Source organism: Streptomyces pactum, assembly GCF_016031615.1.
Taxonomy (GTDB): domain Bacteria; phylum Actinomycetota; class Actinomycetes; order Streptomycetales; family Streptomycetaceae; genus Streptomyces; species Streptomyces pactus.
Window position 1 is genome coordinate 3,428,451 of sequence record NZ_JACYXC010000001.1, and the last position, 16,353, is coordinate 3,444,803.

Sequence of the window (16,353 nt, forward strand, 5' to 3'; positions counted from 1 at the left end):
CCGGCCGAACAGGCCGAACCGACCGAACAGGGCCGGCGGGCCGGCCGGAAGGGGGAGCGGATATGACGTCCAGGACCCGGGCGAGCGCCCCGGACCCGGTGACCGGGGCACCGGTGACCGAGGCCCTGATGACCGGGGCACCCGCCACCGACGCCCCCGGGCCCCGGTGGCGGTGGACCCTGGCCGACTGCTGGACCATGACCCGGCGCGGCTTCGCCCACTGGACCCGTCGGCCGGGACAGGTGATCGTCGGCCTGGTCTTCCCGGTGATGATGCTGCTGATGTTCGCGTACTTCCTCGGCGGCGGGATGACCGTCGCCGGCGGCGGTGACTACCGGGACTTCCTGGTGCCCGGGATGTTCGCGCTCACCATGGCGTTCGGCGTGGACTCGACGATGGTCGCGCTGACCCAGGACATCAGCAAGGGGGTGCTGGACCGGTTCCGGGCCATGCCGATGGCGCAGTCGGCGGTGCTGGTCGGCCGCAGCGTCCTGGACCTGGTGCAGTCGGCGGCCGGCCTGCTGGTGATGATCGGCGTGGGGCTGGCGATGGGCTGGCGCTGGCACGGCGGCACCGGCGACGCCCTGTACGCGGTCGGCCTCCTGCTGCTGCTCCGGCTGGCCATGCTCTGGCTCGGCATCCACCTCGCGCTGGTCGCGCGTACCCCGGACATGGTGCAGGCGGTGCAGATCCTGATCTGGCCGATCGGGTTCCTCTCCAGCGTGTTCGCCTCGCCACGGGACATGCCGGCGTGGCTGGGCACACTCGCCGAGTGGAACCCGATGTCCGCGACGGCCGCCGCCACCCGCTCCCTGTTCGGCAACCCGGGGTGGGAGGGGTCCTCCTGGGCCGCCCGGCACGCCGAACTCCTCGCGGTGGCCTGGCCCCTGGTGCTGCTGGCGGTCTTCTTCCCGCTGGCGGTACGGCGGTTCCGGCGGCTCGGCGCCTAGCGGTTTCGTTCGTGTGGACCGGTCGGTCGACGGCCCGGCTGTGTCGTCTGCTGATGCGCAAGGGGCGCGGACCGAGCCGTTGCTCCCGGACCGGCCACCGGAGGGAGGCGGTCGATCGCGGAATCACCGGCAGACGATCGGCGCGATCGCCTTCAGGTTCCCGACCGACCGGAACGGCAGCGGATTCACCCGCCCGGAAGCTACGGCAACCGACGAGAAGTAGACAACCGGCCACGCATGCGGGCCATCGGCACCGTGCGCGTGCCGATGGCCCAGGCCCGGTGCCCACGACGATCTGCACCGGGCCGTGTCGGTGCACTCCACGTCCCGCAGGACGTACAGGTGACGGCTGAGGGCCGTGGCGAACTGCCTGCGCGCTGGACCAGTTTCGGCTGGCAGCTCCGCCGCAGGGCACGGTTCTCCCGGGCCGCCTGGAGGGCCTGGGTCATCACCAGCCCGCGCCTCCCGGCCCGGTCGGCACCTCGCTGGGCGAGCAACGCTCCCCCTGGCGTGCCCGCCACACCAGCCACCGCGATCAGCACCGTCCGGTTCGCCTCCTTACCCCCGGCCCGAGGAAATCGGCCCAGGACGCCGGGGCCGGGCGTTGCGGCGCACGCGGCACATCGCCGCCCGGCACCGGCTACCGTGCTCGTATGGCGATCAATGGAGCGGGAACGGCAGGCGACTTCGGCTACGCCCTGCTCATCGCCGCCGGTCCGGGCGGTAAGCAGGGCAAGCGCCGGGTGATGGACGCCGCGGCCGCCCTGCCGCAACTCGCGGCCGTGGCCCCGGCCGTGCTGGTGGGGACACCCGGCGGAGCGAGTGTCGTACAGCTGGTGGACCCCGCCGACCCGCAGACGGTACTGGCCCATCTGCGTACCGCCGCCACCCACCCGGGCCCGGTGCTGGTGTATCTCGCCGGGCAGCTGACGCTCGACAGCAAGCAGCAGATGCCGCACCTGGCGCTGGCCCACACCACCGCCCGCACCGCCCGGTACAGCGCGCTCCCCTGGCACTGGCTCACCGCCGAGCTGGGCCACCGGCCGCCGGGCAGCACCACCGTCGTCGCCGACCTGGTGGCGGACGGTACCGCGTGGCCGCGCATGGCCGAGCAGGGTCCGGCCGTCCAGGCCCACCTGGCCGCCGGACTCATGCTGTACGGGGTGATCGCCCCGGTGCCCAGGCGACGGCGCGGGCTGCTGGAGCCGCGCTACAGCAAGGCGTTCTCCACCCTGCTGCGGGGTCTCGCGGAACGGCCGCCGCTGCCCCTTCTGCACGAACGGGCCGTGCTGGAGGCGGGTCTCGGCGGCGGCCCGGAACTGCTGCTGGGCGCGCCCGCTCGGTCCGCCGAGCCGTCCGGCGGGGGGTGGCCGGCCGGAGGAACCGGTACGGAATGGCCGGCGGTGCCGGACGCGCCCCCCATGACCGGACCGGGAGCCGCCCCGGGATATGCGGCCGCGTCCATGGAGCCGGACCCCGGCGTCCTGCCGCCGGGCCCGCCGCTCGGCACCTTCCCGGACCCCGCTCCGGGCCCCGTGGCGGGTGACGGCACCGGCTGGCCCGGCTCGTTCCCGGCCCCCGGGTCCGTCCCGGCCGGCCCGTACGCCCCGGCCGGCCCGTACGCCCCGGCCGGCCCGCATGCGCCGCCGCCCGGCTGGGACCATGCGACCCCGCCCGCCCTTCACCCCGGCCCCGGCCGCCGGCCGGGAGCCCCGGACCGTGATCCGGTCCCGGACGAGCGGTACGAGCGCTCCGTCCCGGCCTCCCCCGCCGCGCCCCCGCCCCCGCCGGCAGCCAGGGCGCGCCCACCCACCACCGGTGTCCGCCGCACCGCCGGCATCCGCCACGCCCGTTGCCGGGCAGGCCGAAGTAGAGCAAGCCGCAGTTGAGCGGGCCGCCCACGGGCAGGGCGCGACCGGGTATCCCGCCGACGGGTCGGCCACCTCGGCCCATCACGGCTCCGTGCCAGGGACCCCGCACCGCCTCCGTGCCGGGCGCCCCGGGCCACCCCGCGCCGGGCGGCGTGCCGATGAGCAGCCGCCTTGGGAACACTCCGCTCGGACGAGACCGAGTCGCCGGATCTGCTTCCCGCCCCATCCGTCGGACCGGCTCCTGCACCCCATGCCGATCGAGGACACCCGCCGGCCCGCACCGAAGACCGGGGCAGCGGCCGAAGCCGGGACCGTACCGGAGGAGCCCCCGCCCGGCCGGAAACCGAAACCCCGCCCGGCCCGGGAACGCGACCCGCCCGGGCCGGAGGAGATCCCGCCCGGACCGGGATCGGATCCCCCGTCCGGGCCCGCCGCGGAGCTACCGGCCGGTCCCCCGGCGAATGACCCGGCCGCCGACCACCGCCCCACCGCGGTGCCTGCCACCGGTCACCCCGCCGCCGATGGCCCCCGGGCCGGCGACGCCCTCCAGCAGCCGCCGGCCGGTGAGGTCCCCGCACGGCCGCGTCCCGGAGCCGCGGAGGACGCAGAGCGGCCCTCCGCGCCGGACGACGCCCCGCAACGGGCACGGTCCGTCACCGGAGACGCTCGCGAGGCCGGTGCCGCCGAACCTCCGGGCCGCACGGCACCCGAACGGGCGGCGGCCGGCGAAAAGCCCGAGCCGGCACAAGCCGAGGGAGACGGCGAGCCGGCACCGGCCGACGGAACCGCTGAGCCGGCGCCGACCGGGGACCCGCTCACCGCCGAGCCGCAGGACCCGTCCCGACCCTCGGCCCGAACCCCGGCAGGGCCCTCGAACCGGACCCGGCCCCGGCGTCCGTGCCCGCACCCCGACACGCCCCCGGGGAGGGCCGGGGAGAGGTGGAGGGAGAGCCCGGGGAACCGGGTGCCGCGACGGTGCCTTCGCAGGGCGCACCGGCGGCGCCCGTGCCCGCCCGTCCGTCGGTCCCGCCGCAGCCCACCGAGCCGCCCGCTCCGGCCGCCCGCCGGATGTCCGATCCGCACGCATCGATACTGGAGGCCGCGCGGGCCGGACGGCACAGCGAGGCCGCGGCGATGGCGGCGGCGTGGGAGCAGGAGGCGATGCGCGCCCACGGTCCCAGTTCGTCGGAGGCCATCCACTGGCTGGAGGTGCGGGCGGACCTGTTCCGGCTCGCCGGGGACTCGCTCCGCGCCTGTGAGCTGTGGATGGCGGCCGCCCGCATCCGGCTGGGCAACCGCCAGCCGCCCGGCCACCCGGACGTGGAGGGGGCCGTGGACCGCGCTCACCACCAGTGGCAGGAGATCCGCGACCCGAACCGGGCCGCCGCGCTCGCCCCGCTGCTCATCGAACTGCGCACCCAGGTGCCCGGCCGCCGCCCCGGCGCCCTGGAGGCGGTACGCCGCCGCGCCGAACTGCTCCGCTCGCCACAGGCCGGCTGAGCAGCCGCGTGGGCCAGGAGACCCGAACCGCTCGCCCTACCGGGCCGGCGAGCGAGCGGCACGGGTTACCGGAGCGCCCGGCATGGCACACGGTCCCCGCTGTCCCCGGCACCGTGCCCGGACCCCGGACCCGGAGTGGGGCAGCCGGACGCCCCGGGGAGCCGGCGCGGGCCCGGAGCCGGCAGGCCGGCTCTTCCGATGCCGAGACGCCCCGCGCCGAGACATCCCCGGGCCGGCAGGTCGGGGCCTTACTCACGCGTGACCAGGCGCGGACCTCCCAGGCGGACGGCCCTGGCGCCCCGGGTGCCGTGCCGTACCCGCCACCCCTCACCCCGTTCGGAGCCATCCCCTCCAGTCGCCGCGCCCGCACCAGAAACCGGCAGCGTTACCCGCCCGGCCTCCCACCAAGACGCCCTCAGAAAGCCCGCACCACGACGAACGGGCAAGCTCCCATGCTCCCGGACGGACGGACAGCCGTCATGGCGGAGACGTACGGGGCCGTCGGGAGACCGGAGAGCCACGGAAACGAAGCCACGGAAACGACGGGGCGGAGCGCAAACGGGCACCACAGACCGCAGGCCGAGGCCGGGCCCGGGCGGCAGCCCGGCAGGCGCGTTCGGCGGCCGGCCGAGGCGTACGGCAGCTGGGCCAGCGCGGACGGCGGCAGGCAGCCCGCAAGGCGAAGACACCCGAGCAGGCGCCACCGGCGGGAGGACGGAAACGGCCCGGCAGTCGGCCGCGCCCCGACGGGGGCCAGAAACGGAGCCACGTCCGGGAAGCTGCGGAGCCGTACCGAGGCACGCCGGGACCGGCGCGCCGGCCGGGCTCACACGAGGACTCGCGGTCGGCGCCCCGGCGCCCACGACCGGCACCGGGCGGCCGTCGCGGCGAACACGGAACCACCGGAACATCCGCTCCACCGGCGCCGCCGCGTACGAACGTGCCTCCGCGACGCGCCGGGGCACCCACCGGACACCGGAGACCGAACACCGGCACCGCACAGGACCGGAAGACGACGCTACGAAGAAGCCGCCGCCCGCGCGGCAGCGTCATCACGCACCAGCACGACGACGCCGCGGCCTCCCGCAGGGGATGGCGCCGCAGAGCCGTCGTGGCCGTGTCAGGGCAGGGTCGGCGCCGGCGTGGTGGGCCAGCTCATCCGGATGACGCCGCCCTCCTCGCCGGTGGACACCTCGACGTCGTCCACCAGGCCGCTGATGACCGCCAGGCCCATCTGGTCGTCGCCCTCGGCCGAACCGTCGTCCGCGGCCGGCGTGTCGGCCCCGGAGCCGGTGCCGCGCGGCGCCGCGTCACCCACCTCGATGGAGAACTTCTTCTCCTCCTCGGTCAGCACCACACTCACCGGCGCGGTGATGCCGCTGCTCCGGTGGAGTCCGACGGCACGGCTGCATGCCTCACCCACCGCGAGGCGGAGTTCGTCGAGCACCGCCTCGTCCACCCCCGCCCGGCGGGCCACGGCCGCCGCGACGAGCCGGGCCGTCCGTACGTGTTCGGGCAGTGCACTGAAGCGCAGTTCGACGGTGGCCATGCGATCCCCCTCGGATGTCCGGGCGTGCGTCTCAGGGGGCCGGGCGAGTCCGCCCGGTACCCCCTTCGGTCTTCCCGCGGGACTGGCGAGATGGTCAGTCGGTCGCCTGGACGGCGTCCTCGACCGAGGTGTGGATCGGGAACACCTTGGTCAGACCGGTGATACGGAAAATCTTGAGAATGCGCTCCTGGTTGCAGACCAGGCGCAGGGAGCCCTCGTGGGCCCGGACACGCTTCAGGCCACCGACGAGCACGCCGAGCCCGGTGGAGTCGAGGAAGTCCACGCCCTCCATGTCCACAACCAGGTGGTAGCTCCCGTCGTTGACAAGCTCGACCAGCTGCTCGCGCAGCTTGGGCGCGGTGTACACATCAATCTCGCCACCGACCCTCACCACCGTGCGGTCGCCAACGGTCTCGGTCGACAGGGACAGGTCCACGGATCCTCCAGCACCTTGCATCGAGCGGTCGCCCCCCATGGATCGGCAGCCGCGATGGCATTCAATCACTTACCTGCAGGCGCGCACGACGCCTTGAGCCCATTGTCCGTCACTCCAGTGACACACTCGGTGTCAATGGCCCACAACCAGCTCCCGCCTCCGGCGGGCATACGCCCCTCACCCCGGACCGTACTCGGGCGGATCACCCGCGGGGCGGAAAGGGCTGCACGCATCACTCATACGGAGCACTTGCCCCCGCGCGTCGGAAGCCATGCCGAGTGGCCTGATCGGATCCGGCCGGAAGTGATCGCCGCCATTCGGACGGCCGGTGTGGCGCGTCCCTGGGCGCACCAGGCCCGTACCGCCGAACGGGCGATGAACGGCGAGTCGGTGGTCGTCGCCACCGGCACCGCGTCCGGCAAGTCGCTCGCCTACCTGGCCCCGGTCCTCAGCGCGTTGCTGGACGGCGCCGCGACCGGCCCGGACGGTGGCGCCCGTGCCAGGGGGGCCGCCCGGGCCGGACGGGGCGCGACCGCGCTGTACCTCGCCCCCACCAAGGCCCTCGCCGCCGACCAGTGCCGCAGCGTGCGCCGGCTGGCCGGTCCGCTCGGCGGCGCCGTACGGGCGGCGGTCTACGACGGCGACACCCCGGTCGAGGAGCGCGACTGGGTCCGCGAGCACGCCAACTACGTCCTCACCAACCCGGACATGCTGCACCGCGGCATTCTGCCCGGACATGCCCGCTGGTCCTCCTTCCTCCGCTCGCTGCGCTTCGTGGTGATCGACGAGTGCCACACCTACCGCGGCGTCTTCGGGTCACATGTGGCGCAGGTGCTGCGGCGGCTGCGCCGGGTCTGCGCCCGCTACGGCGCCTCCCCGGTGTTCCTCCTCGCCTCCGCGACCGCGGCCGACCCCGGCGTGGCGGCGACCCGGCTGACCGGCCTGCCGGTCGGCGAGATCACCGAGGACGCCTCCCCCCGTGGCGAGGTGGTCTTCGCGCTGTGGGAGCCGCCGCTGACCGACCTGCACGGCGAGCAGGGCGCCCCGGTACGCCGCACCGCCACCGCCGAGTCGGCCGACCTCCTCACCGACCTGGCCGTGCAGGGCGTCCGGACGATCACCTTCGTACGGTCCCGGCGCGGCGCCGAGCTGATCGCGCTGATCGCCCAGGAACACCTGGCGGCGGTGGACCGCTCCCTCCCCTCCCGGGTGGCGGCGTACCGGGGCGGTTACCTGCCCGAGGAACGGCGGGCCCTGGAACGCGCCCTGCACTCCGGCGAACTCCTCGGTCTGGCCGCCACCAGCGCACTGGAACTGGGCATGGACATCGCCGGCCTCGATGCCGTCGTCATCACCGGCTACCCGGGAACCCGTGCCTCCCTGTGGCAGCAGGCCGGACGCGCCGGACGCGCCGGCCAGGGCGCGCTGGCGATCCTGGTGGCCCGGGACGACCCGCTGGACACCTACCTCGTCCACCATCCGGAGGCGCTGTTCCGGCGGCCCGTCGAATCGACCGTCCTGGATCCGGACAACCCCTACGTCCTCGCGCCGCACCTGTGTGCCGCGGCCGCGGAACTCCCGCTGACCGAGGCGGACCTGGAACTCTTCGGCCCGGCCGCGGCGGAGCTGATGCCCCAGCTGGAGCAGCGCAGACTGCTGCGCAGGCGCGCCACGGGCTGGCACTGGACGCGCAGGGAACGCGCCGCCGACCTCACCGACATCCGGGGGACCGGCGGGCGGCCCGTCCAGGTGGTGGAGGAGGCCACCGGGCGCCTGCTGGGCACGGTGGACGCCGCCGCCGCGCACACCACCGTCCACGACGGTGCCGTCCATCTGCACCAGGGCCGCAGCTACCTGGTGCGGCGACTGGACCTGGAGGACGCGGTCGCCCTGGTCGAGGCAGCGGATCCGCCGTACTCCACCACCGCCCGGGACACCACGTCGATCTCCATCCTGGAGACGACCGCCGAGGTGCCGTGGGGCGACGCCCGGCTGTGCTTCGGTTCGGTCGAGGTCACCAATCAGGTCGTCTCCTTCCTCCGTCGCAAACTGATCACGGGTGAGGTGCTGGGGGAGTCCCGCCTCGACCTGCCACCCCGCACCCTGCGGACGCGCGCGGTGTGGTGGACGGTGACCGAGGACCAGCTGGGCGACGCGCGGGTCCTGCCGGAAGCCCTGGGCGGGGCCCTGCACGCCGCCGAACACGCCTCCATCGGGATGCTGCCCCTCTTCGCCACCTGCGACCGCTGGGACATCGGTGGTGTCTCCGTCCCGCTGCACCCGGACACGCTGCTGCCCACCGTCTTCGTCTACGACGGTCACCCCGGCGGTGCGGGGTTCGCCGAGCGCGCCTTCCACACCGCCGCCCGTTGGCTGACCGCGACCCGGGAGGCCATCGCCTCCTGTGAGTGCGAGTCCGGCTGCCCGTCCTGCATCCAGTCACCCAAATGCGGCAACGGCAACGAGCCGCTGGACAAGAAGGCGGCCATCCGGCTGCTCGGCACACTGCTGTCGGGCGCCCCACCGGCCCCGGACGACACCCCGCCGGCCTCTGATGGCGCGGTGTCGACCGGCTGACACCGATCCACCGGCCCCGGACGACGCCCCGCCGACCCGTCGACCCTCGTCGTCCGGCCGACACCGGTCCGGACTGCCCTGCGGGCGTTCCTCGGCGCCTCGTGCCGGCTCCGGCCGGTGGTGCGGCACGACGCTCCCTATCGCCTCCCTCCCCGTCGGCGGCACCGCCTCCGCGGGGCCCGCCCGGGACCGCACGCGGGGGGCGAACGGACCGGCCCGTACCTCCGCGGTGAGGTCCGCGATCTCCCCCTGCACCGCACACCGGACGATGCGGGCGCCCTGGGCGACCGCCACCCGCTCGGCCAGGCCACAGGCGGCACGCGTGCCCTCCAGTGCGTGATCGGCCGCCGCGAGGGCCGCCAGGTCCGCCGCACCACCCGCGCGGTGGCGCGCCACGGTCACCTTCGCCATGAGGAACACGGCCGCGAAGACGGCACACAACGCCGCGGCCGCCACCGCTGCCCACACCGTCGCCGAGCCGCGGTCACCATCCGGCCGGCCGACGGGGAACCGCCGTCGGCCCGGTCCCCCTTCCCGGCTCCTTCGTGGAGGACCCTGATCGCGGCTCCCCCCACGTCTCAGGGCCGCTCTCAGCCGGCCCCCGTGCCGCCCTCGGGGCTCCCCCCGCTCCCGGACCCGTTCCGGGAGCGGGGCACGGTCCGGGCCGGTGCCGCCGTTCCGGCGAGCCGCGGGGTCCCGCGCGGCACCGTCGCCCCGACCGGCACCGATGCCCTGCTCGTGGACATGGCCGGGATCGTGCCTGTCCCACCTCCGGTTCCGTCCGCTCATGGGTGCCCCGCACCGCTGCGCACACCGGGCCGGGGGTTCACCGCCACCGCCGCGTCCGCTCCGGTCTTCCCCGTCAGGTCCTCGGCGAGGGCGACCGCTTCGCCGTGCAGCCGGATGGACAGGGCCCCCGGCCCGGCGGTGGCCGCCTCGACCCGTACCCGGACCAGTTCACCCTCGCGTCGGATCCTCACCTCGGCTCCGTCCGGAGCGGCGGAGCGGACGGCGGCCCGGACCGCCTCCGGTGATTCCGCGCGGGCGGCGGCACGCGCCCCGGCCCTGGCCGCGTCCACGCAGCGCAACTGGTCGGAGGCCGCCATCACCCCCCAGATCAGCATCGCGGCGAAGAGCACCAGCACCGGTGCGGCCACCGCCGCCTCCGCCGTGACGAACCCGCCGTCGCGGCGGAGGTCACCCCGCGGCCCGCCCGGCCACCACCGGGCCGGCGGACCGGCACCCGACAACGGGCCGAAGCCGCCCCCCGGCACCGCGTCAGAACTGCGCATCGAGCGCTCGCACGATCACCGATCGCAGTGCGTTGCGGATCGGTTCGCTCTCCACCAGCTTGTAGAGCACCATGGCGAAGGCGCAGGCCGCGACCGTCCCGACCGCGTATTCGGCCGTGGTCATTCCGGCCTGGGCACGGGTCCGCAGAGCCTCCCGCACCGCGGCGTACCGTCCGGTGCACCATGCCGTGAACCTTTTCCTGACCATCATGTTCATGTCCTTCTCGTCATCGTCGTTGTCGTCGAGCCGCTGTTCGACCCGGCGTCCCCACGCCCCGCCGACCCGCCGGTCCCACACGTCGGTCCTGCGGCTCCCGGAGGTCTGGGGCGGTCTCGGTCATCCGTCTCTCATCCGCCGCGCCCGTTGCGACCCTCATCCGTCCCGTTCGTCCGCCGGGTGGTCGGGTGTGCTGGTGGGGCGTGCCGGTTCCGGTGGTGATGCGCTGCGTTCCGTTGGTGTGCTCCTCGCGTTCGTCCGTCCTCCGATCACCGTCGAGCGGCCCCGGCCGTTCCCGGTCCTGCCGCCTCACCTCCCTCGCCGTCTTCCGGTCGGCGCGCTCTGCCGCCGGCTCACCTCCGTGTTCGCGGGCTCCACGGCGCGCGGCGCTCCGGCCCGCGGGCCTGTGCCGTTGCCGCCGGGTGATCGGCGTTCATGCCGTACCGAGGCCGATGACCATCGGCACCACACCGGTGAGCAGGAACGCCGGGAGGAAGCACAGGCCCAGGGGAAGGGTGGTCAGCACCTGGGCGCGTCCGGCCCGTACCCCGGCGGCTCTGTTGCGCTCGGCACGGCAGTCGGCCGCGATCCCGGCGACGGCTTCGACGGCCGGGACGCCGGTCGTGCCCGCCCTCTCCAGGCAGACCGCCAGCCGGCCCGCACCAGGGAGGGCGGCCAGCCGCCCCCATGCCCGGCCCGGTTCGCCACCGAGCCGCAGCTCCGCCGCCACTCCGGTGAGCCGTCCACCGATCCGTCCGGGCAGCGACCTGCCGACCGCCTCCGCCGCCTCCCCCGGTGCGGCGCCGGCCGCCAGGCAGGCGGCGAGCAGGTCCGCGGCGAGGGGCAGCTGCGGAACCGGGCCGGGTTCTGCCGCCGCCTCGTCCGCCGCCCGCTCCCGGCGCCGCCGCAGCCACCGGCTCAGGGCGACCGCCCCGCCGATGCCCACGAGCAGACCGGCGATGCCACCGACCAGAAGGACTCCGGCGGGCACCACCGCCACCGGGGCGAGCCGGAGACCCACCTCGGCCGGCCGTGACGTGCCGGGCCACCGACGGCGCCGTGCGGTCGGCCTGCGACGGTCGCCGGGCCCCACGAGTTGGACGATCATGGTGAGGCGGCGCCGGGCGGTCCGGACGCGCCGCGCCCGGGTGAGTGCCGCGCCCACGCCCAGCACGGCGGCCCCGACCCCCGAAGTCATCCCCAGGCTGTGGATAACTTCCGCGCTCATGGACGCCCTCCCGGCGTCTCCCGATCGGCCGCCGAGCGGATCAAACGGCCGGTCCAGGCCAGCCCGGCCCATTCCAGGAGCCCGCCCGCCACCAGGCAGGCGATCCCGGCCGGGGTGTGGAGCAGAACTCCCAGCGGGTCGGCGCCCAGCAGGGTGCCGATCAGCAGGACGAAGACGGGCAGCACGGCCAGCACCCACGCGGTCGCGCGTTGCCCCGCCAGCTGGGCGTGCAGTTGCTCCCGCTGTTCGTGTTCGGCCCGGAGCGCCGCGCCCACCCGGTCGAGCCCGGTGGCGAGCCCGGCGCCGCCGTCCACCGCGACCTGCCAGCAGGCGGCGACACCGGTCAGCCCCTCCGCGCCGGGCGTGGCCGCCGCACGCCGCAGGGCTTCGGGGACATCCCCGCCGAACCGCGCCGCGGCGGTCACCAGGGGCCAGCCGTCACCCAGCTCGTCGGCTCGAACGGCGAGCAGTGCCTCGCCCGGCTGCCGGCCCGCCCGCAGCTCACCCGCCACGGCACCGCACAGCTCGATCACCCCGACGGTCCGCCGCTCCCGCTCGCCGCGCCGCTCCCGGGCCCGTAACCACCGGCCCGCCGGAACCACGGCGGCCAGTGCCGCCACCAACGGGATCACCGACGCGGTGAGCAGGGCCAGGGCCCCGCCGGCCGGCAGACACAGCACCTCCCGGCCGAGCCGGCGGCCGTGCCCCGCCCGCCAGCGGCGGCTCACCGTGGCGAACACCCTCGTGGCCCGCCGGCGGTACTCGGCACGGCCGGACGCGAGGGTGCCGCCGCCGGCCAGCAGCAGGTGGGCCCGGCGCAACCGGCGCTGCTCCCCCGCGACGGACCACAGCGCGGCGGCGGCGCAGAGCACCGCTGTGCACAGCGGCAGCGGCCCGGGGGCCCCGGCGGTGCCGCTCACAGCGCACCTCCCCGGCGCAGGCACAGCGAACGCAGCCGGGGCCAGCCCGCCGCCCGTTCACACCCCGCGCGCCCCCACACCACCGCCGGGACGGTCGTCACCAGGCCGGAGGCGTCGCGCTCCAGGACGTGGATCTCCGCGATCCGGCGGCGGCCGTCGCGGTCCCGCGCCAGATGGATCACCACGGACAGCGCCGCGGCGAGCTGGCTGTGGAGCGCGGCCCGGTCGAGACCGGCCGTGGAGCCGAGCGCCTCCAGCCGGGCCGGGACGTCCGCCGCCGCGTTGGCGTGCACCGTGCCGCACCCGCCCTCGTGGCCGGTGTTGAGCGCGGCGAGCAGATCGGTGACCTCGGCACCGCGGACCTCGCCCACCACCAGCCGGTCCGGGCGCATCCGCAGCGCCTGCCGCACCAGGTCCCGCAGCGTGACCAGCCCCTTGCCCTCCTGGTTGGCGGGCCGGGTCTCCAGCCGCACCACGTGGGGGTGGTCGGGGCGCAGCTCCGAGGAGTCCTCCGCGAGGACGATCCGTTCGTTCTCGGCCACCAGCCCCAGCAGGGTGCTGAGCAGGGTCGTCTTGCCGGACCCGGTGCCACCGCTGATGAGGAACGACAGCCGGGCGGCGAGCACCGAGCGCAGCAGTGCCTCCCCACGTGGCGGCACCGTGCCCGCCGCGACCAGTTCGGCCAGGGTGAACGCCCGGGGCCGGACCACGCGCAGGGACAGGCAGGTCGAGCCGACCGCCACCGGGGGCAGGACCGCGTGCAGCCGGGTGCCGTCGGGCAGCCGGGCGTCCACCCACGGCCGGGCGTCGTCCAGCCGCCGGCCGGCCACGGCGGCGAGCCGCTGGGCGAGCCTGCGGATCGCCGCGGCGTCGCGGAACCGGACCGCGGTGCGCTGCAGCCCCGACCCGCGATCCACCCACACCTGGTCCGGTGCGGTGACCAGCACGTCGGTGACGTCCGGCGCGGCCAGCAGGGGCTCCAGCGGGCCGGTGCCGACAAGCTCGGAGCGGAGCGAGTCGGCGGCGCCGAGCACCTCGGTGTCGCCGAGCAGCCGGCCCTCCTCGCGCAGTGCGGCGGCGACCCGGGCCGGGGTGGGCTCGGCGCCGCTGGCGGCCAGCCGCACGCGCACCGCGTCCAGCAGCCCGGGCGGCTGGTGGTCGGTGCCGGGTACCCGGGTCATCCGGGAACACCCCCTCCGGCGGTCGCGGCCCTCGCCCAGAACTCGGCGCAGAACCTGGCCAGTGGCCCGCGCCCGCCGGCGCCCGGTGGGCCGCCGCCGTCCGGGGCGCCGCCCGGCTGTGGTTCGCGGGGGATCTCCCCGGCCAGCGGGAGTCCGAGCAGCCGGGCGATCTCCTCGTCGTCCAGCCCGGCGGGGCAGGGGCCGCGGACCACCGCCCTGAGGTCCTTGAGCACCATCTGGACGCTGGACGCGACCCGGTGGGCGGCGGCCACGGCACGCAGTTCGGCGGGCACCACCAGCAGGCCGAGGTCCAGCTGGGCCAGTGCTTCGGCGACGGTGTCGTCCACCCGGCGGGGCAGGTCCACCACCACGACCCCGCCGCGCCGCCGGGCGGCCGCCAGCACCGAGCGCATGGCCGGTGGCGGGATGACCACCGCGTCGCCGCGGTCCCAGCTGAGCAGCCGCAGCGAGTGGAGTTCGGGCAGGGATTCCTCCAGGGCGGTGCCGGCGACCCGGCCGCGGGACTGCGCGAACGCCGGCCAGCGCAGCCCCTGCGCGGCCTCGCCGCCCAGCAGCACGTCCAGCCCGCCGCCGAGCGGGTCCGCGTCGATGAGCATGGTGCGGTGCCCGCCGCGGGCCGCGGTGACCGCCAGGGCGCAGGCCAGGGTGCTCGCTCCGGCCCCGCCGCGGCCGCCCAGCACGCCGACGGTCAGCGCCGGCCGGCCGACGCCCTCGGCCACGTCGGCGAGCCGGTCGACCAGCCAGGTCTCCGCGTCCGGCAGGAAGAGCACGTGGTCCGCGCCGACTCCCACGGCCCGCTGCCAGATGCCGGGGTCGTCCAGGTCCCGGCCGATGAGCAGCACCCCCGGCCGGCGTCCCCGGCCGGTCAGTCCCGCGGCACAGTCGTCGCCCACCAGGATCAGTGGCGCGCCCTCCCAGCCGCCGCGCCGGACGGGGACGCCGTGCGCGACCTCCGGCTCGGCCCCCGCCGCGGCGCACAGCCGCAGCAGGTCGTCGAGCAGTTCCTCGTCCTCGGTGATGATCAGCGGTCTGGTCCGGCGTCCGTCCGTCGTCGCCGTCCGCTCCGGTGTGGCGGATCCTGCCACGGCCCCTCCCCATATCGTTACGCGCTTTCACGTCCGCGAACAGCGCGCGCCGTCTTTGCTGAGAATCACCGTGCCTGGATCTGGAAAATCATGTGGATCTTGGTGGAAAACCGTGGACAACTCATCAGTTGTGAATATCCCAATCACCTATACCGGTGACTTCCGGAGCGCACTCTGGCGATTACCCACAGTTACAGTCCAGGATCTTGAAGAGGCGCCGTCGCGCAGACCCGAGCGAGGGGAGAAGATGCGATGAGGAACCGGAAAACGCGTCCGGACATGCGACGACCCCCGCCGGGGGGGAGAGCGGGGGTCGTCCCCACGGCCGACTCGGGGGGGGAGGAGTCGGGCCGGGTTAGCACGGTCGCGAACGATCCGTGACTTCCATGGTGTACCCGAAGGCCTTCTCAGGCAAACCCACGCGCCATACCTTACGCCGAATGGTGGGCGCCTATGCTCGGCGTCGTGGAAAACCACTCCTTGCCCCGCGCAGCCGCGTTCTTTGACCTGGACAAGACGGTCATTGCGAAGTCGAGCACTCTCACCTTCGGCAAGTCCTTCTATCAAGGCGGACTCATCAACCGCCGGGACGCACTGCGGACCGCGTACACCCAGTTCGTGTTCCTCGCCGGGGGCGCCGATCACGACCAGATGGAGCGGATGCGGGAGTACCTCTCCTCGCTGTGCCGCGGGTGGAACGTCGAGCAGGTCCGCCAGATCGTCGCCGAGACCCTGCACGATCTCATCGACCCGATCATCTACGACGAGGCCGCCTCACTCATCGAGGAGCACCACGCCGCCGGCCGTGACGTGGTGATCGTCAGCACCTCCGGCGCGGAGGTCGTGGAACCGATCGGCGAGATGCTCGGCGCCGACCGGGTGGTCGCCACCCGCATGGTCGTGGAGAACGGGGTCTTCACGGGCGAGGTGGAGTACTACGCCTACGGCCCGACCAAGGCCGAGGCCATCGCCGAACTGGCCGCGTCCGAGGGATACGACCTGTCCCGCTGCTACGCCTACAGCGACTCCGCCACCGACCTGCCCATGCTGGAGGCGGTCGGCCACCCGCACGCGGTCAATCCCGACCGCGCGCTGCGCCGGGAGGCCACCGCCCGGGACTGGCCGATCCTCACGTTCAGCCGACCGGTCCGGCTCAAGCAGCGGCTTCCCTCGCTGTCCATGCCGCCGCGTCCGGTGCTGGTCGCCGCGGCGGTGATAGCCGCGGCCGCCACCGCCGGGGTGGTCTGGTACACAGGCCGCCGCCGCGCCGCCTTCGCCCGCACCTGAGAGGCCATGCCCGCACATCGGACACAACCTTCCCTTTACCGTCGAACAGGAGTAAAAAGGAGGTGACGGCCCGCGAGACCAAGGGCATCCGAGAGGATTCCTTCGAACGCACCGAGGCCCCACGGACCGCGCATGGAGGCCGAGCACCCACGCGACGTCGACCCGTCGATTACGGGCCAGCCGCACCAGGCGACGGGCAACCAGATCCCGGCCTGATGGGCAACCTTCGAGGACGCTTG

The 16,353-nt window shown here is 75.1% G+C and carries 13 protein-coding genes and 1 pseudogene; 5 read left to right on the forward strand and 9 right to left on the reverse strand.

Annotation, left to right across the window (positions count from 1 at the left end; genetic code table 11):
* Positions 1-128: 128 nt before the first annotated feature.
* The 3 genes from IHE55_RS13550 (at position 129) to IHE55_RS13560 (ending at position 4,321) form a co-directional block, all read left to right on the forward strand.
* Positions 129-950: an ABC transporter permease gene (locus IHE55_RS13550; protein ID WP_232266298.1), complete on the forward strand. Its 822-nt coding sequence runs from the start codon at positions 129-131 to the stop codon at positions 948-950.
* Between the two features lie 653 nt (positions 951-1,603).
* Positions 1,604-2,839: a hypothetical protein gene (locus tag IHE55_RS13555; protein WP_197989265.1), complete on the forward strand. Its 1,236-nt coding sequence runs from the start codon at positions 1,604-1,606 to the stop codon at positions 2,837-2,839.
* Between the two features lie 1,050 nt (positions 2,840-3,889).
* Positions 3,890-4,321 carry a hypothetical protein gene (locus tag IHE55_RS13560; RefSeq protein ID WP_232265552.1) on the forward strand — a complete coding sequence of 144 codons (432 nt, stop codon included), beginning with the start codon at positions 3,890-3,892 and terminating at the stop codon, positions 4,319-4,321.
* 1,120 nt (positions 4,322-5,441) lie between these two features.
* On the opposite strand, the gene IHE55_RS13565 is transcribed toward IHE55_RS13560, so the two are convergent.
* Together IHE55_RS13565 and bldG are read right to left on the reverse strand one after the other, a co-directional pair.
* The gene (locus IHE55_RS13565) at positions 5,442-5,870 is read right to left on the reverse strand and encodes an ATP-binding protein (protein ID WP_197989266.1); all 429 of its coding nucleotides are present in this window, start codon (positions 5,868-5,870) and stop codon (positions 5,442-5,444) included.
* A 94-nt stretch (positions 5,871-5,964) separates the two neighbouring features.
* Positions 5,965-6,306 (reverse strand): anti-sigma factor antagonist BldG, encoded by a 342-nt coding sequence (gene bldG / locus IHE55_RS13570; protein ID WP_030367299.1) that lies wholly within the window; start codon positions 6,304-6,306, stop codon positions 5,965-5,967.
* A gap of 54 nt (positions 6,307-6,360) precedes the next feature.
* On the opposite strand from bldG, the gene sftH reads away from it, so the two are divergent.
* Entirely contained in the window at positions 6,361-8,883 is a 2,523-nt protein-coding gene (gene sftH / locus IHE55_RS13575) for a DEAD/DEAH box helicase (RefSeq protein ID WP_197989267.1), read from the forward strand.
* A 234-nt stretch (positions 8,884-9,117) separates the two neighbouring features.
* On the opposite strand, the pseudogene IHE55_RS33115 reads toward sftH, so the two are convergent.
* From IHE55_RS33115 to ssd, 7 genes and pseudogenes are all read right to left on the reverse strand, one after another.
* A pseudogene (locus IHE55_RS33115) lies at positions 9,118-9,672 on the reverse strand (Rv3654c family TadE-like protein); the annotation flags it as partial.
* The gene (locus IHE55_RS13580) at positions 9,669-10,133 is read right to left on the reverse strand and encodes a TadE family type IV pilus minor pilin (RefSeq protein WP_269671560.1); all 465 of its coding nucleotides are present in this window, start codon (positions 10,131-10,133) and stop codon (positions 9,669-9,671) included. The pseudogene IHE55_RS33115 and the gene IHE55_RS13580, both read right to left, overlap by 4 nt.
* Positions 10,134-10,161: 28 nt before the next feature.
* Complete coding sequence (locus IHE55_RS13585) at positions 10,162-10,386, reverse strand: DUF4244 domain-containing protein (RefSeq protein ID WP_232265553.1); 225 nt, start codon at positions 10,384-10,386, stop codon at positions 10,162-10,164.
* A 439-nt stretch (positions 10,387-10,825) separates the two neighbouring features.
* Positions 10,826-11,620 (reverse strand): type II secretion system F family protein, encoded by a 795-nt coding sequence (locus tag IHE55_RS13590; RefSeq protein WP_197989269.1) that lies wholly within the window; start codon positions 11,618-11,620, stop codon positions 10,826-10,828.
* Positions 11,617-12,540, reverse strand: a complete 924-nt coding sequence (locus tag IHE55_RS13595; RefSeq protein WP_307826648.1) for a type II secretion system F family protein — start codon at positions 12,538-12,540, stop codon at positions 11,617-11,619. Before IHE55_RS13595 ends, IHE55_RS13590 begins: the two co-directional genes overlap by 4 nt.
* Positions 12,537-13,721, reverse strand: coding sequence for a TadA family conjugal transfer-associated ATPase (locus tag IHE55_RS13600; RefSeq protein WP_197989270.1), 1,185 nt, complete (start codon positions 13,719-13,721; stop codon positions 12,537-12,539). The genes IHE55_RS13595 and IHE55_RS13600 overlap by 4 nt, the downstream gene beginning before the upstream one ends.
* Positions 13,718-14,827 carry a septum site-determining protein Ssd gene (gene ssd, locus IHE55_RS13605; protein WP_197989271.1) on the reverse strand — a complete coding sequence of 370 codons (1,110 nt, stop codon included), beginning with the start codon at positions 14,825-14,827 and terminating at the stop codon, positions 13,718-13,720. Before ssd ends, IHE55_RS13600 begins: the two co-directional genes overlap by 4 nt.
* A 453-nt stretch (positions 14,828-15,280) precedes the next feature.
* Between ssd and IHE55_RS13610 the strand changes: the two genes are divergently transcribed.
* A complete protein-coding gene (locus tag IHE55_RS13610; RefSeq protein WP_197989272.1) occupies positions 15,281-16,114 on the forward strand; it encodes an HAD family hydrolase in 834 nt (277 codons plus the stop codon).
* The last annotated feature ends 239 nt before the right edge of the window (positions 16,115-16,353 follow it).

Bases quoted from the DNA above. Each gene is read 5' to 3' on its own strand.
- IHE55_RS13560 (WP_232265552.1), top strand. From the start codon at position 3,890: ATGTCCGATCCGCACGCATCGATACTGGAGGCCGCGCGGGCCGGACGG.
- IHE55_RS13550 (WP_232266298.1), top strand. From the start codon at position 129: ATGACCGGGGCACCCGCCACCGACGCCCCCGGGCCCCGGTGGCGGTGG.
- IHE55_RS13600 (WP_197989270.1), bottom strand. From the start codon at position 13,721: ATGACCCGGGTACCCGGCACCGACCACCAGCCGCCCGGGCTGCTGGAC.
- IHE55_RS13590 (WP_197989269.1), bottom strand. From the start codon at position 11,620: ATGAGCGCGGAAGTTATCCACAGCCTGGGGATGACTTCGGGGGTCGGG.
- IHE55_RS13565 (WP_197989266.1), bottom strand. From the start codon at position 5,870: ATGGCCACCGTCGAACTGCGCTTCAGTGCACTGCCCGAACACGTACGG.
- IHE55_RS13555 (WP_197989265.1), top strand. From the start codon at position 1,604: ATGGCGATCAATGGAGCGGGAACGGCAGGCGACTTCGGCTACGCCCTG.
- IHE55_RS13610 (WP_197989272.1), top strand. From the start codon at position 15,281: ATGCTCGGCGTCGTGGAAAACCACTCCTTGCCCCGCGCAGCCGCGTTC.
- IHE55_RS13585 (WP_232265553.1), bottom strand. From the start codon at position 10,386: ATGATGGTCAGGAAAAGGTTCACGGCATGGTGCACCGGACGGTACGCC.
- sftH (WP_197989267.1), top strand. From the start codon at position 6,361: ATGGCATTCAATCACTTACCTGCAGGCGCGCACGACGCCTTGAGCCCA.